Consider the following 21386-nt stretch of genomic DNA (forward strand, 5'->3'; position numbering starts at 1 on the left):
CATGCAATTTATACAGTTATTACAAGACAATACGATTATGGCTTTGGTCGTATTTGGGTTATTAGGGCTTTGTGTCGGTAGTTTTTTAAATGTGGTCATTCATCGGCTCCCGCTGATGATGTTTGCAAGCTGGCGACAAGAATGTAGTCAGTTTCTGGCTGAGCAAGCAGACATGCCGCGCGAGCATACGCAGCCACTGACCCGTATCGTCGCAGGCGACAGCGCGATTACCTTGAGTCGGCCGGCATCGCGCTGCCCGCACTGCGCTCATAAAATCACCTGGTATCAAAACATCCCTTTGATCAGTTGGCTGATGCTGCGCGGGCGCTGCGCTGCTTGTAACGCCGCCATCGGTATTCGCTATCCACTGGTGGAGCTGATCACTGCCCTACTCTCTGTGCTGATCATTTATCAATTTGGGGTGAGTGCAACAGGCTTATCGGCGTTGGTCTTAGTATGGACGCTAATCGCCTTAACCGGTATCGATTTTGATACTCAGCTCCTCCCTGATCGCTTAACCTTCCCTTTGGCGGGGCTAGGTCTAGCAGTCAACAGTCAAGGCTGGTTTGTCTCACCCAGCCAGTCGATTTGGGGGTTGCTGTTGGGGTTTTTGTCGTTATGGGTGGTGGTAAAGCTGTTTTATTTGATCACCAAAAAACACGGCATGGGTCAGGGCGACTTTAAGTTGTTGGCCGTATTGGGCGCTTGGCTGGGACCTATGATGCTACCGCTGATCATCTTACTCTCCTCCCTGCTAGGCTCCATCGTCGGGCTGGTCTTAATGAAAAAACAAGGCGAGAGCAGACCCTTTGCCTTCGGCCCTTACATTGCTATTGCCGGTATAGTCGCCTTATTATATGGCACAGATATCGTCAGTTGGTACTTAGGCATGTATACTTACTAAAACAGGCGTGAGTTTTACCATACGTTCTAAAAAACATACTGTAAAAGTAGCAGGGTAAGTGGCAATGGCGCTTATCTCTCTCATCTTTGTGCCAGCCTCAAATCATCAGCACAGATGGGGCAAAACAGCTGCACACGTTTTCCTCTCTATCATATCGGTCAGATAAGTCATTATTATGTCAAACTCTAACGCTTCACCTTATTCTCACAAGCCGCAAACCCGCCGAAAGCAAAACAAGACACTGGTGGTCGGATTGACAGGCGGTATCGGTAGTGGCAAATCTGCTGCTAGTGACTGGTTTGCGCAGCAAGGCATCGATATTATCGATGCCGATGTGATCGCCCATGAGGTGGTGGCAAAAGGCAGCGCGACATTGCGCAAAATTCAAAGAAAATTTGGCGATTGGGTGTTAAATGGCGACGGCTCGATGGACAGAGCGGCGGTGCGTACGCACGTTTTTACCCATCCCGAAGCGCTCATCGAGCTTGAAGCCATTACTCACCCAGCGATAAGAGAGGCGGCAAAATCACAGTTAGCCGCCAGCACCTCGCCTTATGTGGTGCTGTCCGCGCCGCTACTCATAGAGGCGGCAGAAGCGGGGCTGGCAAACTTGTGCCAACGAGTACTGGTGATTGATGCCAGCGAAGATACCCAGCTTGAGCGCGCCAGCCAGCGTGATGAGCAAAGTGTCCAAAAGATCAAAGCCATCATGGTCAATCAATTAAGCCGCGAAGCGCGCAACCGTCACGCTGATGATGTCATCTTAAACGATCGCGACCTAGCGGCTCTGTATGCACAGCTGGAGCCGCTACACCAAAACTATCTTACGCTTGCCCAGCAGCTAAAGTACGCTGCCGATTGACCTCATATAGCGCCATACCGGTGGCCACGCTGACGTTTAGGCTTTGTAAGTTGCCATGCTCATTGCCCGACATCGGGATATAGACCAGCTCATCACAGCGCTCTGTGGTCAACCGGCGCATGCCCTCTCCTTCTGAACCCATGATAATGGCCGTTTTGCCGGTCAAGTCCGCTGCATGTATGGGCTTGGCCGCATCACTAAGCGCCGTACCAAACACAAATACACCAGCGTTTTTGATGTGGTCAAGCGTACGAGCCAAATTGGTCACACTGACAATCGGCATCAGCTCAGCGGCGCCGACAGAGACTTTTGCCACTGTTGGGGTGAGGCTGGCGGCGTGATGTTTTGGACAAACCACCGCATCCACGCCCATCGCAACAGCCGTACGCAAACACGCACCGAAGTTATGCGCATCAGTGATTTGATCGAGTATCAGCAACAAGCACTGCTCGCGCCCCGCGATGGTGTCTAGCAGCGCTTCGTCCGCGAAACCTAGAGGGCGGGCATTAAGCACCACGCCTTGGTGCTGCGGGCTGCCGCACAGCTGGGTCAGCTTGTCTTTTTGTGTGGGCTGAATACTGATGCCATTGGCCTCGGCTTCGGCCATGATTGCTTGCACGTGAGGGTCGCTATCACGGCCTTGTTGGACAAACAAGCTAAGACCATCGAGCGGACGATGTTTGAGTAAGGCATCAATTGCATGAATGCCATAAAAATAAATGGGTTTTGCCATAATCGGCCTACTTAAGTATCAAATGGATATCGCTAAAGCGATAAGAAATAACGATAAAAAACAACAATAAAAAAACAGTGCAGCCTCATCAAAAACAAATAAACCATACCGACTGATATGGTTTATCCGCGATCGATTGAGGTTTTTATTTGGGGTGACGCTTGATGAGTACGTAATTTGGTTAATTTTGCTAAGGAGACTATATGCAGATTATCTAGCAAAATGCAGGTAGGCGGTGGCCTACGCCATTGCCTAGTGTATGCGTCTTTAGCCTTCTAAATGACAGATATACTGTACAATCTCTTCGGTTCTGAGGTTAAAGCCGCTGTTGCCTTCGACCACAAATGACTGGCCTGCACGGTAGTAGCTAAACGCTTCCTCACCATTTATTTTGACCTCGCACTCCCCGCTGGTGATCTCGATACGCTCAGAAGTATTGGTACTAAAATGATAATGCTCCACCAAATTATCACAAGGTAAGATGATGCCTAGCGTCTTATGACGTCCATCCTCAAACATAATGGTATGGCTTGAGCAACGACCATCATAAGAGACCGTCGCATGAGCATTGACTGTTACATTGGTAAATTGCGCCGCTGTCATAGTGGCTTCCTTATCAAATAATTATGGTAAAACTAAAAAATAAGTACAGATGAAATGACTTTATGAATCAGCATTGCAAGCAGCCTAGCCTACTATAAATGTGCTGTATTCGATCGAGTGACAGTCTTTGCCCAATCGCGGACACAGACTCGCACACATACTGACATCAGCCTTAATATCTGGTTGACATCTGGTTGACAACTTAAGATGCCTACCCGCGTATGCCGACTATGGTATCGATGAGATATTACGATAAGATGACTTATCATTATCAGACGACAAGCATAAAACAAGCTAGCAAGCGTTTGTCATTATGTGAGATTATGCTACCACATTATATCTATAAAGTTTGTTACAGGGGCAAGGAAAATGTTGCGGCAGGCGCAAGAGGTGCCACCGGTGGGCCTCTGACTTTATCCAAAGCGGGCTGCAGAGATTTATGTTATTGCGCGGCTTTATGATTTGTATTTAGCGGCGTTTGCCACCATAATATTTGCCAATCACTATAGTCTATTGAGTACCATAAACGAGCCATTTTATCGTTGTATTTATTCTATTTTAGCGATGACTTCATCTAAAGAATTGGTGAAACTCATTGTCTGTCATGAGAGGCGTTGATGCTAGTATCACTCACTTTACATCAGTTTGCATTGATTGCTCAGCATGAGCTGAGTATGGCGGAAGGCTTTAACGTCATCACCGGTGAGACAGGTGCCGGTAAGTCGCTGCTGCTCGATGCGCTGTCTTTGTGTGCAGGTGAGCGAGCCGACAGCGCAATGATCAGACATGGGGCGGCACATGCCGATATCTATGCTCAGTTTGATGTGGCAAACAATGCGCTCATCGCAGAATGGTTTGCCAAGCATGATCGCGCCTTAGATGAGCCAGATGTGTTGATTCGTCGCCAGCTTAGTCAAACAGGGCGCTCAAAGGCTTGGTTAAATGGTACGCCCGTCAGCTTAGCGGAGCTAAAGAGCCTCGGTACACTGTTGGTCAATATTCATAGCCAGCACGCCCAGCAAGCACTGCTAAAGCCGCAATTTGTGGTGCAGTGGTTGGATGCCATGGCACAAACCACCACGCTGGCTGCACAAACCGCGAGCAGCTATCAACACTATCAGCAGCTAAAACGCCGCGCTGATGAGATTGCCAGTCGCGAAGCGCTGCGCCATGACCGTATCCAGCTGTTACAAAGCCAACTGGCAGACATCGAGCCGCTCCTCGCTGTGGATTATACCGACATCGAAGCGGAGCACGAAGAGCTGTCTAATATCGAAGCTTTGATGATGGAAGCCAGTCATGGTCTGCATCTGCTCGACAACGATACCGATGAGCCAGACGTCATGACCCTGCTTGGGCAAGCGATCAAGCTGTGTGATAATCAACTGGGCGTCAGTCAGACGTTTGAGCAAGCCTCAGAGCAGCTACATCTGGCTCAGCAGCAAATCACCGAAGTCACAGGATTGCTATCAGATTATGCCGAACAACAACTGCCCGACCCTGAGCGCTTGCAAACCTTAGACAATCTCATCGGCCTCGGTCATCGCCTCTCGCGCAAGCACGGCTTACCCGCCGTTGATTTGATTGAGGAAGCCAACCACTGGCAAGCGCAGTTAGAACAATTAGAAAACGAACCAAGTAGTGATGCCATGGCCGCGCAAATCGAGCAAGCGTGGCAGCAATATCTGCTGCTGGCCACCAAACTCCAAAAAGCGCGCGAAAAAGCCGCGCCAAATATTAGCAAACAACTGGTCCAGCAGCTGCAGCCACTAGCGCTACCCAATGCGCGCTGCGAGTTTGTCTTTACCAAAAAACCCGACCCAAGCCAATATAATGCGCAAGGCTGTCATGATATCGATTTGTTGTTTAGCGCCAATGTCGGTATGCCCATGCAGCCGCTGCATAAGATCGCCTCAGGCGGCGAGCTGTCGCGGATGGCACTGGTGATGCAAGTGCTACAAGCCACCAATGCGGACAATGATGCCGCCAAGCCCATGTTGGTCTTTGACGAGGTCGATGTCGGTATCAGTGGCGGTACCGCGCAGGTGGTCGGTGAGCTCCTGCGTAAACTGGGGCAGACTCAGCAGCTACTGGCCATCACGCACCAAGCACAGGTCGCCGCACAAGCGCACCAACATATCTTGGTACAAAAACATCATGACGAGCAAACCGAAAGTGAGCTGGTCATCTTGACAGATAGCGCGCAAGTCGATGAGCTGGCACGCATGTCGGGCGGCGTGACCATCACGGAGGTCACTCGTGATCACGCTCGTAGCTTGCTAACGGATGTCAAATAAGGCATTTGCTATCCTGCATAGTAATCCTACGGCTCTGCATAGATGGATATCATTAGCCTACTTTAAAACAGCGAGCGCAGGGCTAAAAAACCATTGCGAGCGAGACCACTAAAGTCAAACCGCTGATAAATATTTGCTTTGGTTGATTTTTTTGGTCATCATCGCCATATAACCTTCTCTTACTTGCGTGGTTGTGTTTTTAATGCAGTAATGTCTTTATCCTTTTATTGTTGATTGTATTATTAGGTTGCAGTTGCTTCTATGTCTAAAGCCAATTTGACCCATCATTTCTTAATCGCGGCACCAGAGCTGCCAGACCCACGGTTTGAGCAGGCGCTGATTTATATCTGTCGTCACGATGCGCATGGCGCGCTTGGTCTGATGGTCAATCGCCCCTTAGAGCAGTCGCGCGTGGGCAAGCTATTAGAGGATCTGAGTATCGAGGTGACAGACCCGCAAGTGATGGAAGACGTGGCCTTAGAAGGCGGGCCGATGTATCCTGAGGTCGGTTTTGTGCTGCATACTGGCCAGCCGGAGTGGGCATCGTCGTTTGCTATTTCAGAGAATGTCTGTATCACCACCAGCCAAGATATCCTCAAGCGTATCGCCGCAGGCCAAGGCGTTGGTCACTATCATCTGTGCTTGGGGCATGCCAGCTGGGGCAAAGACCAGTTAGAGCGTGAGCTTGCAAGTGGTGACTGGCTGGTGTGTCCGGCGGATCTCAACTTGTTGTTTGATACCCCGTTTGCGGAGCGCTGGCAGATCGCTGCTGACAAAATTGGCGTAAATTTCGACTACTTAAGCAGCGATATCGGCCACGCTTAATGGCAGTGACTCAGCCAAACCCAGACACCCAAAGCTCGCTACTAAGCTGCAACACAGGAAAATTTTTTGATTATGGTAGACCGTTCTTTTATGAATGATAGCGCAGAGATGAGAGACGATGAGGGCGCTCAAGCACCCCATGTCGCCACCGATATCGATAATAATACAGCCGAGCCGAGCGCGACCGAACCGAGTGTCAAACCGCATCTGATCTTAGCGCTAGATTATGGTGTCAAAAAAATGGGCATGGCTTTAGGCAATACCATTACTGAGACGGCGCGCGCCTTTGATATCTTGGCGATGAACAATGGTCAACCTGACTGGGACAACTTGCTGGGTATCATAAAAGTATGGGGCGTGGCAAAGGTGGTGGTCGGCTTACCACTCAATATGGACGGTAGCAGCTCCATGCTCTCTAAACGGGCGCACAAATTTGCGCGGCGGCTGGCGCATAGAGTCATGGAGCAGCGCCTACCAGTGACTGTGACGCTGTGTGATGAGCGTCTGACATCGGTAGCAGCGCGCGAAATCGCGTGGGAGAATGGCTGGATCCAAAACGAGCGCGACCCGATTGATGATATCTCTGCGTGTATTTTGATGTCGACGTATTTTGCCGATCCAAATAGCAGCTTGGCTATCGATGCGATCAAGCCTGACTAGGGCGTGTCCTCAAGTAGTGACGCGTAGGTAGTCGCGCACAAGCGGACGGCTAGTATTTAACGCTTAGATATTGCCACGCCCATCCTCTAAACCAATATATACGACTGATGATTATGACCACCGCTTTAAACCAACCTGTATCCAATAAGTCGCGGCATGGTTTTGCGCCGCTTGCTATCGCTCGTATCAAAGGCGCACAGCGAGCCAACCAGCTGGCGATTTATCTGATTTATGCGGCCATTTTTGCTTTTGTGGTCTTTGGTACCATCGCTAGTATCAAGGCCTTTCACGACAATCAGCTGCTTTATCAGTTATTTTATAACCTGCCTTATGCCTTGGTGGCGCTGACCATTCCTGCCAGCCTTTATGATGCCTTTATTATTTATCGTTATCGCCTAAACCAAGCATCAATGGTAATCATGACCATCGGCGTCTCAAGCATCGTGCTACTCGGCGGTTTGTTATTTGCTGATACGGCTTGGCTAGGACTGTCTTGCTGGGTGGGTGTGGCGTTTTTGTTTAAAGTCAGCTTTACGCGCTTTTTTAACTTTTTGGCGGCGCAAGAACAAACCGGCAGCCCTGAAGGTACCACTAAAAAACCATAACACCCGCTTTCGTTTTCAATCACACACCACTTTCACCTTATTTTATTGACTCAACACCAAGACTATGACAACTTCCATACCAGATACCATGACACAGACGGCGGTTCACCATCATTTAGACACTCAAGGATTAATCTGCCCTGAGCCGGTCATGATGCTGCATCGCACCATACGCAACGCTGATGCAGGCGAAGTGATAGAAATACTGGCCACGGACCCTGCGACGACGCGTGATATTCCTAATTTTTGTCGCCATCTTGGCCACACTCTTGTGCAACAAGAAACGCTGGCTGAGAATATCCATGTAAACGTCGATGCCGATGAGATTACGGTGGCAGACGATGATGACGCCCCAACGAGCGCCACGCTATATCGCTATTTGGTCAAGAAAAAAAGCGCGTAAACCGACGTGCTGACGTTACGCGTCCTAGGCATGCCCTCATCACATAAAGATATCTTTGCTTTGTACGAAATATATCATTCACAAATTAAAGGTAGATCGTGTGTTAACACCTGAAAAACAGTACGTACAGTGGTATGAAAACCAAACCTTGCGTCACGCGCGCTGGCTGTCTGAAAGCAATCATGGGCCGCCTGCGCGCATTATGATAGTTGATGACAAAACCACAGCAGATGAGGCCTATCGCTTAGCGTGCGAGGGTACATCCTTGCTATGGCGCGGTGACTTTTATAATGCCCAGCAACTACTGCAAGCGCTTGGTCGGCGCATCGAGCGTACCGAGGAGCGCGCCGCGCTTCGCAAAACAAAAAAAGCCGCTAAGGCTAATAAACGGGCAACCTCCGAGCCATCGACTGATGCTACTGTATTGATACCCAATTTGTTTCATCAGCAGCGCCAAACCCAAGCCCAGCGCGCTCGTATATTGGGCCGTTTGCTCTTAGAACTCGATACCGACTATGTCAGTCAATTACGCCGTGCTCCTGATATGAGCGCCGCCTGCATAGCGGCGTTTGGCCAGCTAGAAGGAGCCGCAGATCACTCTTGTGTCCTATCGCTTCGTGACATACAAGGTGCGCTTGGCGCGGCGCAGTGGCGCGCAAAAGGCGTGCCAATCGACACTCTGGGTTTATCGATATATCCGCACTACGGTGTCTTTGCCCCTACGCGTCATGAGTATGTATCGCTACTGCTCAAGGCACCGCTACCAAAGACTTGTGATGTCGCCTACGACATCGGCACTGGTACAGGGCTGCTGGCGATTATTTTAGCCAAGCGCGGTGTCAAAAACGTCATAGCCACCGATCTTAATCCACGGGCACTGGCTTGTGCTGATGAAAACTTTACGCGGCTAGGATTGTCTAGCATAGCGTTACAGCAAGTGGATTTGTTTCCCGCCGATGCGCCACCTGCCAATCTGATTGTCTGCAATCCACCTTGGCTACCTGCCAAGCCCAGCTCGCCGCTTGAGTACGCCGTCTATGATGCCAATAGCGCGATGCTGCATGGCTTTTTGCAAGGTGCCAGAGATCATTTAAGCGAGCACGGTGAGATCTGGCTGATCTTATCGGATTTGGCTGAGCACTTACAGCTACGCACCCGAGAAGAGTTATTAGGCTGGTTTGCTGTTCACGAATTGACCGTAAAATACCGCCTCGATACCAAACCTACCCATGGCCGCAGTCGAGACGACTCTGATCCACTCTATGCTGCGCGCCGTGCTGAGGTCACTTCGCTGTGGTGCTTGATACCTAATAAATGCTAGCCTGATGAATGATAAATAACTGAGTAACATGCCATGAGCCGTGACCGTGCCGTACAACAGCGCCAACCCAAAGCATTGGCTGTCGATGATGAGCCCGCCTATATCACCGAGTTTCGCCAAGCCATGCTGGCGCGCGGTCTGGCAACGCGGACGCGTAACGCTTATGTGCGCGACCTACGTACCTGTGAGCTGACCAACACCGCGCCATTGACCAAATGGCAAGCGGATGACGTGCTGCACTGCCTATCTACCCTCGCTATAGAGGACAAAACCCCGCGCACCCAAGCGCGCATGCTCTCAAGCCTGCGCCAGTTCTATCTATGGATGATTGCCAGCAACCTGCGCGAGGACAATCCGTGCGAGCGTATCAAAAGCCCCAAGCTTGGTCGCCCATTGCCAAAGGATTTGAGCGAAGCCGATGTCGACAATCTACTGGCTGCCCCTGACACCAGTACTGCGCTTGGCCTACGTGACAAGGCCATGTTAGAGGTGCTCTACGCCTGCGGCCTGCGCGTCAGTGAGCTGATTAATTTATCGCTTGAGCAAGTCAACCTAAACTCAGGCTGGTTGCAAATCACAGGTAAAGGCAATAAGACCCGACTGGTGCCCCTTGGTGAATATGCAAGCGATGCGCTAGAGGACTATCTGTCTCACGGGCGTGGCGAGCTGATTGCGCATCTCAAGTCAGGCAATTGCCAAGCAGTGTTTTTGACGGCGCAAGGCGGCTATATGACGCGGCAAAACTTTTGGTACTTATTAAAGAAATACGCCAAAGTCGCCAGTATTGACAAAGAATTGTCACCGCATACCCTGCGTCACGCCTTTGCGACCCATTTGCTCAATCATGGTGCCGATCTTCGCAGCGTGCAGTTATTGCTTGGGCATAGTGATTTGTCCACCACGCAGATTTATACGCATGTGGCGACAGCGAGACTGCAAAAATTGCATGCCGAGCATCATCCACGCGGCTAGTATTGAACGGTTAACATAAAAACTGACTATTTATTGAAGATTGTAAAAGGAATATAACGTGTCGCAAGCTCAGCCATCTTTACAGCCTACGCTCACCAAAGGGCAGCATACTGCCCTCAAAAACTTGACCATAACGGGTTATTTAGAAGGCACGTCTTTTTTATTATTGCTTGGTATCGCTATGCCACTAAAATACATGCTCGGCATTTCTGAGGCGGTGACATACATCGGTATGGCGCATGGCGCACTATTTATCGCTTATATCCTGATGCTGCTGCTCACAGCCAGCAAAATAAAGCTGCCGCTATGGGCCATGCCGGCTGGCGTGCTCGGCTCGTTTTTGCCGTTTGGCCCGTTTATCTTTGACTATGTATTAAAGAAGCATTTGAAAGGGTAAGTACATAAGATGGGTTAGCTTTTCAAGCTCTCGAACAGAGTGAGGATAAAGCGTAATCCATCAATTTAATGTTTAAAACTAAATAATTTGTAACACCATAGCTACGGTTTTCTACTAGTCTTTATTAAATAAATCATCAATTGGGTCAATTATGGGATTGAAAATATCATTAAGATCTCGATTTTCTATATAAGTCTCAGCACCTCTTTCATTATCTGCTTCTCTATCTATATTGTAAGTTATGATCCTTTCAATATCTAGCGAACTTGAAATTTGCTCAATCTCTTCATTATCAAAGTCAAAATCACAGTCTAACTCACTTATTAAACTTTCTACGTAGTCATAGATATATTGATTCTCTACATCAGATTCGTAATATATATCTTCAAAATCATACCCTGCAATCGCCCAGTCAGTAATTTCCTCGCATAAAAAATAGACAAAACTTTCTTTAAATGACTTAACTAAATCAGGTTTGTAATTTAAAAGATTAATCAATTTTGAAATCTCTTTAAATTCATTAAAATCGGCATCTTGCAGTGCTTTGATTATTTCTAATGAAAGATAGATATTATCCTTAGCAAGCAAATTATAATTCAGAGCAAGTTGAAAAACTTCTAAAGAATGTGTTCCACACTTATTAAACAAGTCGTTAGGATAAGTGTTCATTATTTTTTCAGTTATATTTTTAAGTTTAATCGAGGTAGTCCGAGATATACTTACTAGCTTAAGTGTGTATTGATCAATATCGAATTTCGACATTACCTCATACTGTACTAAATCTTCAAGAACTGCTTTATAATTAAACTTCTGATCCTTAGAGTCAGATAATGTTTTAATATTCGATAAAGCATGAGAACTTCTCAAGCAACTCACTAGTTTCGCTACATAATCAGCTCTATCAAAATATTCGGAGATAACAAAGTCAGCAATCGAAGGATTAAATAAACTATACGTGATCTGTCCATTTTGACCTAAATTCCTATTTAGTACTGATCCTACTAATCCACGCATGATACTACTGATGGTAGGATATTCAGAAGTCATATCTAATCCTGACTCTTTTAAACTGGTTAATAGTGCAACTATCTGTTCTTCACTGACCGGACTACCGTTTAAAACGATAGCTATTACTATATGTCTATCTAAATCGCTTATCTGTGTCTGTATCATGCCACGCCAAATATCCTTCGGATTATCAAGAGACTTTTGAATATAGTCCCAATAAATCTTAGGATTAGCTTCCTTCTTAACTTTAATGGCGTCAGTGATAAACTCTATTAATCGCGGGTTAAAATTTTGGTGTGAAATAATGTTTCTGTAGCGTTTATCAATATATATTTGCTGAACAAAATCCTCTGATAAATCACTGAAGTAGATATGGTTATAAAGAATCTGTGCTCTATCGAATTCTGTAAGAGACTGAATTTTTACCTCATATTCATTTCTATCAAGGTTACCTTGTTCAAACTTTTCTGACAGTCTTTTGCCTTGGTTTAAGATATTTGAGCGAGTCGTCAAAATAAATCGCTTTAGGCTATCTTTGCTGACTCTCTTCATGAAGCTTACAATATGCGAATCTTGCTTTGCATCTATTGCTGTTAAAAAGTTGCTTCCTAAGAAATCATCAAAATAGAATATTTGCTTTCGTTCAGGATTATAAAGTTGTTCAGCTTCCACGATGGACTCATGAACCACAACTAACTGGTAACCTTGAGAAGCATACTCAAAACACATCTGTTCCGCTAAAGTTGTTTTGCCGATACCAGGCTCGCCATTGATAATAATACTGCCAAGCTCTTCTAACTTTGCGAACGCTTTTTTATGATTTTCAGTTCGTACATACTTAGGTAGAAACTCTTGGATCTCTTCTAATTGAAAACTACTTCTCCCTAGTATGTCGTTAGATAAAATTGACTGTAAAACATTAGTACTAGCTAGCCATAGTTTGTAATGTTGTCGCTCTACCTCAGGGTATTTATCTAACAAACTGTTTAAATCCTCTTGACCAAAGATATCAGACTCACAATTGATGTAAGGGCTGAAAACTTCATAAATATCTTCTTTGTTTTTGGCGGAAAGTGCCAGTGAAGTGACAAAAATATATCTACTCGGATGAAGTACCTTTACTTTAGCAGCTTCGGTTTTCTTACACTCTGCTATCAGGGCTTTAATGCCTGATCTTAACCAGTGTTTACATTGTAAAATAACTACTGTGTTTCCAACATTTCCCTCAAAAAAGCGACCATCGACTCCGCCGTCCCTACCCGATTTGAACCTTTCTATACGAGTGTTAAACTCTTTAGATAATAAATCAACAGTCAAAACTTCAAACTCTTTATCATGTAGAGTTTCAAAGGTGTAATCACTCATATAGCTAGCGTCCATTGGGTTTTAAATAGTAGACTTTGAATTACTTCTATTTAAAGATAGCATACTAGGATTATTTGATTTAAGAAAATGTTAGATTTTGCATTTTGTTGTAGGATGCATTCAGCATACCAATAAGATAAACACCTCTCAAATCTGGTGCTTGCCTACTTGCTACCATACTCCTTTACATAAAATAGTCACCTTGCGGTGCGGTTTAGCCGTGACTGTCGCGGTATCCTGTGCATCTGAGCGGGCTGCGTCACTAGGCTGAGGGTAGTATCGCTGAGCAGGAGTGCCATCAGCCAATAGTGACCGCCCCGCTCGGAGGTACAGATACAAGCAGAAGGCGCGATTAGCTCCCATCACCATTTAATATAATTCTATCAATCCCTAGCTGCAAACTAACCCTTTTCTCGCTACAATACCTGCCATAGCTTATTAACCTTTTACCTATCTATTATTTGAGAATCGCATGAGCCACTCTACAAACCACCGTCCCCCTGCCGACCTGCTAAAAAATGCTGAACACTGGCGCGAAGACATTCACTTTCGCCAAGACGTACTGGGTAAGCCGTTTGACTTTTCGACCACTTGGGGTATTTTTTCACCGCAAAAGCTCGATGACGGTAGCCTAATGCTGCTCGATTATGTGGATTTTCAGGCGGATGATGACTCGATCGACTTAGGCTGCGGCTATGGCGTGCTCGGCATGACGGCAGCGCGTGAGTGCCCGAACGGTCAGCATACACTCATTGATAAAGACTTTATGGCGGTAGAATATGCGCGCCGTAACTGCGTGCAAAACGGTCTAAAAAATGTCGATGTGCATTTATCAAACGGCTTCAATCATGTGGCAGCGGACAAAGACTTTAGCCTTGTGATGTCAAACTTGCCAGCCAAAGTCGGCAAAGAGCAGCACTATCTATACTTCCTCGATGCCTATGCGCGTATGCGTCAAGGTGGGCGGTTTTATGTGGTAACCATCAATGGTTTGCGCCAGTTTATGAAGCGCTCGTTTACCGAAGTATTTGGTAATAGCGAAAAGGTCAAACAGGGCAAAACCTATACCATTACTATGGCGACCAAAGAATAAGCTTCAATAACTTAAAAGCTGCACAAACAAAAATCCCGCTAACATGCTGATGTGTTGGCGGGATTTTGTTTTTTTATTCTCTTGCTTAGGGCATTAAAGATGGCATATCACCTACCACATTATCTTACATCTGCCGTTTTATCAGATAAAAGCCCAAGGCGGCGCTACCAAGTATCGGTAATAGCACCATCAAAAGTGGCGAAAATCCTGTCGCTAATGAGACAAAGCCGACCAAATCTTGCACGTAGCTAAATAGCAAACCAAACAGTAGCGCGACGACGATACGCAGACCCAAGCTGTGCGTACGCAGCGAGCCAAAGACAAACGAGCAAGCAACGATCACCAGCGATAAAATCGATAGTGGCGACAGCAGCTTTTGCCAAAATGCCAGCTCATGCTCTAAAGAGCGATTGCCCTGCCCTCGCATAAACTGACGATGCTCATATAGTTGCGTCAGAGACAAATCCTCTGCCTTACGCGTCAGTAGATAAACCGACTCTGGGGCAAATGGCAAACTGAGCGTATCGGAGGCGAATACAGCTTGACTGCTCTCGAAGCCTTGGTTGATACTGAGCGTGGTCATGTCATTGAGCTGCCACTCGTAACGATACTGTCCGCTCGGTGTGCCGCTGCTACTATCTAGAGCTTGCCGGCCGACATATTGCCCATCTTTGGCATGAATAGCGGTTTGCAAATTGCCATCATTGTCCAAATGCCAGCGCTTCACCTCGCCGATGTTGCCTTGTACGTCGGCATAATCGATATATAAAATATCGCTGCCAGCAGGCTTTGCACTACCATCTTGTGCATTTTCAAAGCGTGGTTGCACCGTCCAATAGCCACGTACCGAGGTCACAAGCGAGCGGCTGCCCTCATCATTGATATCTTTTGCCAACTGATTGGAGTGTGGCAAGACAAACTGATTGATCGCTAAGGCAAGCAGCACAAAAACCAAAGCGGGTTGTAGCACCCAACCGACGATGCGATAGATACTGACGCCAGCGGCGCGCATGACGACCAGCTCGCTTTTGTTGGCCAGCAGCCCCAAACCTACGACCGCCCCAAGTAGCGCCCCTGTCGGAATAAATTGCTCTAAAAAGTAAGGCGAGCGATAAAAGATATACTTAATCGCCTCACTCATCGTATAGCTATCATCGAGCGAATCAAGCTCGGATAAGTAAGAAAAAATAAGCTGCAAGGCCCATAGACCGACAACGGCCCCGATGATAGCAAGCAGCGCATTGCGTCTGACATAGCGGCCGAGCACTTCTAGTTGACCGGGTTTTTGGGCCAGCGGCTCAGCGCTTGGGGCTTTGGCAAATAAGGAGCGCATTATGATTGCCCTCCTGACGTGTTGTCATTTGGATTGGCGCGACTGTCGGCCACTGTTTGCGGCGGCTGAGGTTGGCGAAAGCGCAGGCGATGCTGCACACGGCTGCCCCAGTTCATATACAGCGCCAACGCCATAAATCCTAAGATTAGCCACGCATACGCCCACACGCTGACGCTGCCTTTACTCACCGCGTTTTTGAGCGAAATGATACCCAGCGCGCAGCTGACAAACAATAAAATCGCCGGAAACAAACGCAGCCAGCGACCTTGACGGGGACGCACTTGTGCCAGCGGTACCGCCAGCATCGGCGCGATAATCATCAGCCAAGGCAACGCAAAACGATAACCGAGCTCACCTTGCGCAGCGCGCTTGGCCTCGACCGTGCTCACTTGTGCACTGCCGCTACCGGTTGCCGCTTGCCACAACGGCCCGATGGCTTGGGTTTCGATATTGTCTTCGGTGACGACGTCTTTGGCAGACTCAGTCAAGCTGATACGGTAGCGATCAAAGCCTACTTGATTGTACTTTAGACTCCCTGCGCCGACTTCGTATCGTCGGCCTTGAAACAAATCCAATTGCGTCACGCCGCGGCTCCCTGTATCGACCTGCTCGGCACGTTTGGCTAAGGTGATGGTGTCTTTGCTGATATCATGATTGACGAGTGTCTCTGGCAGCTCTGGAATATCTAACTGCTCAGCGGTTTTGGGATCGATGCGATTATCGACAGAGACCGCGGCGCTTTGATCACGCTCATTTTTTGCTGTATTTGCCGCCGCGTTTTTGGGCTGACTGCCCTTTTCTGATTTTTCTGATTTTTCTGATTTTTCTGATTGAATCAATATCACATCTTGCAGCTGCTTTTTGTCCTCGCTCAGACTGCCGACATACAGATGATAATTACCACTACTGATAAACTCTTTTGGGCGAATCAAATCAAAGGCGCTGGTCAAGGCTTGCTGTTGCCACACCGCCTCAGATGAGCGCACCCCCCACGGCTTACCAACGATAGACAACGCCGCCTCGCCGACAAACAGCGCGAGGATAAATGGCGTCATCAAGCGTGCCAACTTACCACGCGACACACCGCTGGCATTGATAACTGCCATTTCTTGATCGACATATAGACGGCCAAATACCAGCATCAGCGCAATAAAAAACGCCAATGGCAAGATAAGCTCTAAAAAGTACGGCAGATTGTAGCCGATAATGGTAAATAACAAACTGATGTCTAAGCGACCTTCAGCAGCTATCCCAAAGTAACGAATCAAGCGCCCACCGAGCATCATCACCACTAAAAACCCCAACACCAAAGCGGTGGTCGAGGCAACTTGTTGGGTCATGTAGCGGCGTAATATCACAATAGAGACTCTTAAACAGTTGGTATGCGCGTGCTGTATGATAGAGCGCTGGCTCAGGCGTGGCACTTATTTGGCTATTATAATGGCTTTTTTTGGGCGGCAGGTTTGTACCGCTCGCCGATAGTTAACGGATAATAACACTTAACAGTAGTATCGTTAGCGATACTACACAAATACAAGCCATGAATATAACCGTTAATGCTAGCATGTTTTGGCAAAAAATGGCTGTGAAAAATGTGCTAAAACATTACCTAACCCTTGCTAAGATTAAGGCGGTGGTTTATGCAGCATTCGCTCTTAAGATCTCGCAGCAAATATATACGAAAACATTACTTAACCGATGCCGACAGCACGCTGATTACCTGATATGCTACACTACAACAAGCGCCCAACCTTCCAATACTTTGACTGAAGCTTTGACTGAACCAATGGCTTAATCTTGGATTTTATCGTTGGTTTGAGCATAGCGGTCAGATATCGGCTGGGCAAGATGACTCTATGTTTTTATCACCTTATCACCTCGAACCATACACATAATCTCAGGCATCGTCTGGCAGTCACTTGTCATGCGGCTATTGCACTGAGTCTGTGCGACATTAAGCTTACGAAAAATTAAGCTGGTGATAAACAGCCGCTTGGCTCGGTGATTATTGATTTAACTGATTGAACAGCTTAGCCATTTAGCAACCCAGTTGTTAAATAATTTGGTTGTTTAATAATCTGATTGTTTAACAACCTGATTGTTTAATAATCTGATTGTTTAATAATCTGATTAAAAGGCAGCATCTATTGACCATTCAAATAAGGATAACTATATGAATATCAAATTAACTCAGCAGCTCCCCAAAACCCATACCCAAAAAATCCTCAAAAAAGAAGCGAAGAGCAAAGACGCGGCTTGTTTGGTGGTGTTGGTGGATGACAAAAAAAACCTCTTCGCTGAGTCTGCGCTAGCTGACTATAGCGCTCGTATTGAGCAATTGATGGAAGTGTCACACTTTAGTGGTAAAGCCTGCGAAACCGTTGCTGACTTGGCATTGGCCGGTGACAAAAAAACCACCAAACAAAACCCAGTTCAGTTATTGTTGGTCGGTGTTGGTAATATCGACAAGCTCAACCACACTACCCTACAAAAAATCGCCAAAACCATCTATAGCAATACGCAAAAACGCGTCGCCTCTATCACTGTCGCGCTCGGCGATGATCTAGAAGAAAACCACTTTGGCCAATTTGCGCTAAATCTACTAGCGGCCAGCTATCGTTTTGATAAATACAAATCTGAGCAAACCACACCGGTACTCACGGATGTGTATTTTTTGGCCGATGCAGCATTGCAGCCAGCGCTAGACTTCGCGCAAGCGGTGTTCGCCGGTCAAAGCTTGACTCGTGACGTCGCCAATGAGCCAGGCAATATCTGCTTCCCAGCGTATATGGCAGAACAAGCCCAAGCGCTGGCAAAGACCTATCCTGACCTCCTAAAAGTGACGGTGCTGGGCGAAGAGGAAATGTCGGCGCTGGGCATGAACTGCTTTTTATCGGTGGCTAGAGGTTCTAGCAAAGAAGGCAAATTGGTACTACTCGAGTATCGCGGCAAGTCTAACTTTAGTGCCAAAGCAGGCGCGACTGATACTTATACAGCCGGCAATAGCAGTGCAAAAGTCACCGGTGGTCTAAAAGCGTTGGCTGATAAGCTCCCCACCAAACTGCCTAGCAAAAAATCAGACAAAAACACTGATAGCAGTCATGACGATGCGCCTATCGTGTTGGTCGGTAAAGGCGTGACCTTTGACTCAGGCGGTATCTCTATCAAGCCAGGTGCGGCCATGGATGAGATGAAGTTCGATATGGGCGGCTCAGCGTCTGTATTGGGTACCATCAAAGCGCTGTGCGAGGCGCGTCTACCAATTAATGTCGTAGGGGCACTCGCTTGTGCAGAAAACATGCCATCAGGTGAGGCGACGCGTCCTGGTGATATCGTCAAAGCCATGAACGGCAAATCGGTTGAAATCTTAAACACCGATGCGGAAGGTCGTTTGGTGTTGGCCGATACCTTATGCTACGTCCAGCGCTATCAGCCAAAAGCCATCATCGATGTGGCGACATTGACGGGCGCTTGCGTGGTGGCCTTAGGGCATGTGCGCTCAGCGGTCTTTAGTAATGATGAAGATGTGTTGTTTGAATTAGAAAACGCCAGCTACTCATCAGGTGACCTCATCTGGCACATGCCATTAGATGACGACTATCAGGCGCAGCTTGATTCACCCATCGCCGATATGCAAAACATCGGTGGTAAAGGCGCAGGCGCTGTGACCGCAGCTTGCTTCTTATCACGCTTCGTCGAAGAAGGTCAGCCATGGGCGCACCTAGACATCGCAGGCACCGCATGGAACTCAGGCAAAGATAAAGCGGCAACCGGTCGCCCTGTGCCTTTATTTATGCAGTACTTAAAAAGCAGCGCAAACAACGCTTAATACAGTGATGACGACCAATTTATGAACGTAAGTTTTTATGTATTAAGCGAGCGTAAAGCCCAAGAAATCTTGGGCTTTATTTGTCAGCTGACCCAAACGGCGCTCAATAAAAGCAGCCAATCGCTACTGATTTTGTCTCAAGATGAGACATTACTCAGCTCGCTTGATGAAGCGCTATGGACGCACGACGCGACCAGCTTTATCCCGCACCAGCGCCTTTTGGGCCGCGATCCTCACTCCATAGAACCTGATACGATGGAGCCTGATGCCGCAAAGCCTGATACCTCCGATATCGAGGAGGCAGTATCAGCACCCGTCATGCTCGGCCGTTATATGCCAGCGGACTTCTCAGGTATCGTTCTCAATACCACATTGCAGCCTGTCAGCGAGTTTATAGCCGCGACCAGTCCTGCCAAACCCACTCGAATACTTGAGCTGATAAAACCTGATGCCAAAAGTATGCAAGAAGGCCGTCATAAATATAAGCATTATAAACAGCTCGGCTATGAGCTGACGCACTATACGGTGTAGCTTATACAGTCGATTTGTTCTAAAGACGACATAACGCTACTGCTATACGTTTTACTTGCGAGCTGTCTGCTGGTTTATGTCTTAACTTTTTCCCATTAGTTTTGCTATCTTAGCTTTATTCCATCAGCTTTATTTTATCAGTCACCTCGCTCAGTTTTCCCCGCGCGCTTGCCTGCCTTTCCTTTATTCTACTTACCGTTTTTGTGGTTTTTACAGCGTGGTTTGTTGCCGTCTGATTTGCCGCGTCCAGTCTGACTGGTAGGCGAGTATCCGAAAAAATGCTACTATCCTCCGATTGTTTTTCTACATTTATCATTAATTTACTTCTGACTGACTAACTCGAGGGTGTACAAATGCGTTCATTGATTGCGATGTACCAGCGTATAGGGCTGGTGCCGCTCATTATTATCGGTTTAATATTAGGGGTGCTAATAGGCTGGCTGGCACCAAGCGTTGGTATCGCCTTAGGATTGTTGGGGACGCTATTTGTCGGTGCGCTAAAAGCAGTCGCGCCGATATTGGTCTTTGTGCTGGTGATGGCGGCCATTAGTCAGCATCGTAGTGGCAACGAAGTATATGTCAAACCGGTGCTCATCATGTATATGTTTGGCACATTTTTGGCAGCATTGACTGCTGTCGGCGCCAGCTTTTTATTCCCAACGGAGCTGGTACTCGTCAACGCAACTGTCGAGCAAGTACCACCGGCTAACCTCAAAGAAGTATTGACCAATTTGCTGATGAATTTGGTGGCAAACCCTGTCAATGCCATCGCTGAGGCCAACTATATCGGTATCTTGGCTTGGGCGATTATCATCGGTTTTGCACTGCGTCAAGCCAGCGATACCGCGCGTACGGTCGTCGGCGACTTTGCCAATGCCATCTCACAAGTGGTGAAATGGGTCATCGCTCTCGCGCCATTTGGTATCTTAGGTTTGGTTGCCAATACAGTCGCTGAGACAGGCTTTGCATCATTGGCAGGTTATGCTCGTATCTTGATGGTATTGGTCGGCTGTATGGTATTTATTGCCCTCGTTGCCAACCCTATTATCGTCTTACTCAAAACCGGCAAAAACCCTTACCCTCTGGTATTTACTTGCCTGCGTGAGTCAGGGATTACAGCATTCTTTACGCGTAGTTCGGCGGCCAACATCCCTGTAAACATGAACCTTGCACGCAAACTGGGCCTACACGAAGACACTTACTCTGTCACCATTCCACTTGGTGCAACTATCAATATGGCAGGGGCGGCGATTACCATCAACGTCTTGACGCTGGCGGCAGCGCATACGCTCGGTATCGAGGTGAGCTTTGCCTCTGCGCTCTTATTGAGTTTGGTCGCGACCATTAGTGCTTGCGGTGCCTCTGGGGTCGCTGGTGGGTCGTTATTGCTGATTCCTCTGGCCGCAAGCCTCTTTAGTATCCCCAATGACATTGCCATGCAAGTGGTTGCCATCGGCTTTATCATCGGCGTGATTCAAGACTCGGCCGAGACCGCGCTCAACTCGTCAACTGACGTCTTGTTTACTGCGGCAGCCGACCCTAAATACGCGCGTTAATCCGGCGCAATCCGTATCTGTACATCACACACTGTAAAACAAAAGGCCTCAATGATCGCAATGAGGCCTTTTTTATGAGCTGGGCTTTA

At 47.6% G+C, this 21386-nt stretch carries 19 protein-coding genes; 14 read left to right on the top strand and 5 right to left on the bottom strand.

Annotation, left to right across the window (positions count from 1 at the left end; genetic code table 11):
- Window position 1: 1 nt before the first annotated feature.
- Both AADH33_RS12620 and coaE read left to right on the top strand, forming a co-directional pair.
- Complete coding sequence (locus tag AADH33_RS12620) at window positions 2-904, top strand: prepilin peptidase (RefSeq protein ID WP_348549109.1); 903 nt, start codon at window positions 2-4, stop codon at window positions 902-904.
- Window positions 905-1079: 175 nt separating this feature from the next.
- Window positions 1080-1766, top strand: a complete 687-nt coding sequence (coaE, locus tag AADH33_RS12625; protein WP_348549110.1) for a dephospho-CoA kinase — start codon at window positions 1080-1082, stop codon at window positions 1764-1766.
- Here the strand turns inward: coaE and rlmB are convergent.
- Window positions 1729-2499, bottom strand: a complete 771-nt coding sequence (gene rlmB, locus AADH33_RS12630; RefSeq protein ID WP_100748650.1) for a 23S rRNA (guanosine(2251)-2'-O)-methyltransferase RlmB — start codon at window positions 2497-2499, stop codon at window positions 1729-1731. The two genes, coaE and rlmB, sit on opposite strands and share 38 nt — an antisense overlap.
- Window positions 2500-2766: 267 nt before the next feature.
- The gene (locus tag AADH33_RS12635; RefSeq protein WP_075101358.1) at window positions 2767-3102 is read right to left on the bottom strand and encodes a pyrimidine/purine nucleoside phosphorylase; all 336 of its coding nucleotides are present in this window, start codon (window positions 3100-3102) and stop codon (window positions 2767-2769) included.
- A gap of 617 nt (window positions 3103-3719) precedes the next feature.
- On the opposite strand from AADH33_RS12635, the gene recN reads away from it, so the two are divergent.
- The 8 genes from recN to AADH33_RS12675 all read left to right on the top strand — a co-directional run bounded on the left by recN (window position 3720) and on the right by AADH33_RS12675 (window position 10582).
- Window positions 3720-5399, top strand: coding sequence for a DNA repair protein RecN (gene recN / locus AADH33_RS12640; RefSeq protein ID WP_348549111.1), 1680 nt, complete (start codon window positions 3720-3722; stop codon window positions 5397-5399).
- Window positions 5400-5660: 261 nt separating this feature from the next.
- On the top strand, window positions 5661-6224 hold the full coding sequence (locus AADH33_RS12645) for a YqgE/AlgH family protein (RefSeq protein WP_288999084.1): 564 nt from the start codon (window positions 5661-5663) through the stop codon (window positions 6222-6224).
- 72 nt (window positions 6225-6296) lie between these two features.
- Window positions 6297-6884, top strand: a complete 588-nt coding sequence (ruvX, locus tag AADH33_RS12650; protein WP_348549112.1) for a Holliday junction resolvase RuvX — start codon at window positions 6297-6299, stop codon at window positions 6882-6884.
- 113 nt (window positions 6885-6997) lie between these two features.
- Complete coding sequence (locus tag AADH33_RS12655; protein ID WP_348549113.1) at window positions 6998-7489, top strand: hypothetical protein; 492 nt, start codon at window positions 6998-7000, stop codon at window positions 7487-7489.
- A gap of 88 nt (window positions 7490-7577) precedes the next feature.
- Window positions 7578-7892, top strand: a complete 315-nt coding sequence (gene tusA / locus AADH33_RS12660; RefSeq protein ID WP_305956339.1) for a sulfurtransferase TusA — start codon at window positions 7578-7580, stop codon at window positions 7890-7892.
- Window positions 7893-7992: 100 nt separating this feature from the next.
- The gene (locus AADH33_RS12665; RefSeq protein ID WP_348549114.1) at window positions 7993-9213 is read left to right on the top strand and encodes a class I SAM-dependent methyltransferase; all 1221 of its coding nucleotides are present in this window, start codon (window positions 7993-7995) and stop codon (window positions 9211-9213) included.
- Between the two features lie 33 nt (window positions 9214-9246).
- Entirely contained in the window at window positions 9247-10185 is a 939-nt protein-coding gene (gene xerD / locus AADH33_RS12670) for a site-specific tyrosine recombinase XerD (RefSeq protein ID WP_348549115.1), read from the top strand.
- A gap of 58 nt (window positions 10186-10243) precedes the next feature.
- The gene (locus AADH33_RS12675) at window positions 10244-10582 is read left to right on the top strand and encodes a DUF3817 domain-containing protein (protein WP_348549116.1); all 339 of its coding nucleotides are present in this window, start codon (window positions 10244-10246) and stop codon (window positions 10580-10582) included.
- A gap of 114 nt (window positions 10583-10696) precedes the next feature.
- On the opposite strand, the gene AADH33_RS12680 is transcribed toward AADH33_RS12675, so the two are convergent.
- The gene (locus AADH33_RS12680; RefSeq protein WP_348549117.1) at window positions 10697-12955 is read right to left on the bottom strand and encodes an nSTAND3 domain-containing NTPase; all 2259 of its coding nucleotides are present in this window, start codon (window positions 12953-12955) and stop codon (window positions 10697-10699) included.
- A 472-nt stretch (window positions 12956-13427) separates the two neighbouring features.
- Here AADH33_RS12680 and AADH33_RS12685 point away from each other — a divergent pair, with 472 nt between their 5' ends.
- Complete coding sequence (locus tag AADH33_RS12685; protein ID WP_075101349.1) at window positions 13428-14048, top strand: class I SAM-dependent methyltransferase; 621 nt, start codon at window positions 13428-13430, stop codon at window positions 14046-14048.
- A gap of 124 nt (window positions 14049-14172) precedes the next feature.
- Here AADH33_RS12685 and lptG read toward each other — a convergent pair whose 3' ends face one another.
- Window positions 14173-15381, bottom strand: a complete 1209-nt coding sequence (lptG, locus tag AADH33_RS12690) for an LPS export ABC transporter permease LptG (protein ID WP_348549118.1) — start codon at window positions 15379-15381, stop codon at window positions 14173-14175.
- Entirely contained in the window at window positions 15381-16721 is a 1341-nt protein-coding gene (gene lptF / locus AADH33_RS12695) for an LPS export ABC transporter permease LptF (RefSeq protein WP_348549119.1), read from the bottom strand. Before lptF ends, lptG begins: the two co-directional genes overlap by 1 nt.
- Window positions 16722-17554: 833 nt before the next feature.
- On the opposite strand from lptF, the gene AADH33_RS12700 reads away from it, so the two are divergent.
- The 3 genes from AADH33_RS12700 (at window position 17555) to sstT (ending at window position 21297) form a co-directional block, all read left to right on the top strand.
- Window positions 17555-19210 (top strand): leucyl aminopeptidase, encoded by a 1656-nt coding sequence (locus AADH33_RS12700; RefSeq protein WP_348549120.1) that lies wholly within the window; start codon window positions 17555-17557, stop codon window positions 19208-19210.
- A gap of 21 nt (window positions 19211-19231) precedes the next feature.
- Window positions 19232-19741, top strand: coding sequence for a DNA polymerase III subunit chi (locus tag AADH33_RS12705; RefSeq protein ID WP_348549121.1), 510 nt, complete (start codon window positions 19232-19234; stop codon window positions 19739-19741).
- Between the two features lie 353 nt (window positions 19742-20094).
- Window positions 20095-21297: a serine/threonine transporter SstT gene (gene sstT, locus AADH33_RS12710; protein WP_075101343.1), complete on the top strand. Its 1203-nt coding sequence runs from the start codon at window positions 20095-20097 to the stop codon at window positions 21295-21297.
- The last annotated feature ends 89 nt before the right edge of the window (window positions 21298-21386 follow it).

Source organism: Psychrobacter sp. KFRI-CH2-11 (assembly GCF_038239325.1).
GTDB lineage: Bacteria > Pseudomonadota > Gammaproteobacteria > Pseudomonadales > Moraxellaceae > Psychrobacter > Psychrobacter celer.

What these genes read in the sequence shown, in the direction of transcription:
- AADH33_RS12620 (WP_348549109.1), top strand. Translation starts at nt 2, where the DNA reads ATGCAATTTATACAGTTATTACAAGACAATACGATTATGGCTTTGGTC.
- coaE (WP_348549110.1), top strand. Translation starts at nt 1,080, where the DNA reads ATGTCAAACTCTAACGCTTCACCTTATTCTCACAAGCCGCAAACCCGC.
- rlmB (WP_100748650.1), bottom strand. Translation starts at nt 2,499, where the DNA reads ATGGCAAAACCCATTTATTTTTATGGCATTCATGCAATTGATGCCTTA.
- AADH33_RS12635 (WP_075101358.1), bottom strand. Translation starts at nt 3,102, where the DNA reads ATGACAGCGGCGCAATTTACCAATGTAACAGTCAATGCTCATGCGACG.
- recN (WP_348549111.1), top strand. Translation starts at nt 3,720, where the DNA reads ATGCTAGTATCACTCACTTTACATCAGTTTGCATTGATTGCTCAGCAT.
- AADH33_RS12645 (WP_288999084.1), top strand. Translation starts at nt 5,661, where the DNA reads ATGTCTAAAGCCAATTTGACCCATCATTTCTTAATCGCGGCACCAGAG.
- ruvX (WP_348549112.1), top strand. Translation starts at nt 6,297, where the DNA reads ATGGTAGACCGTTCTTTTATGAATGATAGCGCAGAGATGAGAGACGAT.
- AADH33_RS12655 (WP_348549113.1), top strand. Translation starts at nt 6,998, where the DNA reads ATGACCACCGCTTTAAACCAACCTGTATCCAATAAGTCGCGGCATGGT.
- tusA (WP_305956339.1), top strand. Translation starts at nt 7,578, where the DNA reads ATGACACAGACGGCGGTTCACCATCATTTAGACACTCAAGGATTAATC.
- xerD (WP_348549115.1), top strand. Translation starts at nt 9,247, where the DNA reads ATGAGCCGTGACCGTGCCGTACAACAGCGCCAACCCAAAGCATTGGCT.
- AADH33_RS12680 (WP_348549117.1), bottom strand. Translation starts at nt 12,955, where the DNA reads ATGAGTGATTACACCTTTGAAACTCTACATGATAAAGAGTTTGAAGTT.
- AADH33_RS12685 (WP_075101349.1), top strand. Translation starts at nt 13,428, where the DNA reads ATGAGCCACTCTACAAACCACCGTCCCCCTGCCGACCTGCTAAAAAAT.
- lptG (WP_348549118.1), bottom strand. Translation starts at nt 15,381, where the DNA reads ATGCGCTCCTTATTTGCCAAAGCCCCAAGCGCTGAGCCGCTGGCCCAA.
- lptF (WP_348549119.1), bottom strand. Translation starts at nt 16,721, where the DNA reads ATGACCCAACAAGTTGCCTCGACCACCGCTTTGGTGTTGGGGTTTTTA.
- AADH33_RS12700 (WP_348549120.1), top strand. Translation starts at nt 17,555, where the DNA reads ATGAATATCAAATTAACTCAGCAGCTCCCCAAAACCCATACCCAAAAA.
- AADH33_RS12705 (WP_348549121.1), top strand. Translation starts at nt 19,232, where the DNA reads ATGAACGTAAGTTTTTATGTATTAAGCGAGCGTAAAGCCCAAGAAATC.
- sstT (WP_075101343.1), top strand. Translation starts at nt 20,095, where the DNA reads ATGCGTTCATTGATTGCGATGTACCAGCGTATAGGGCTGGTGCCGCTC.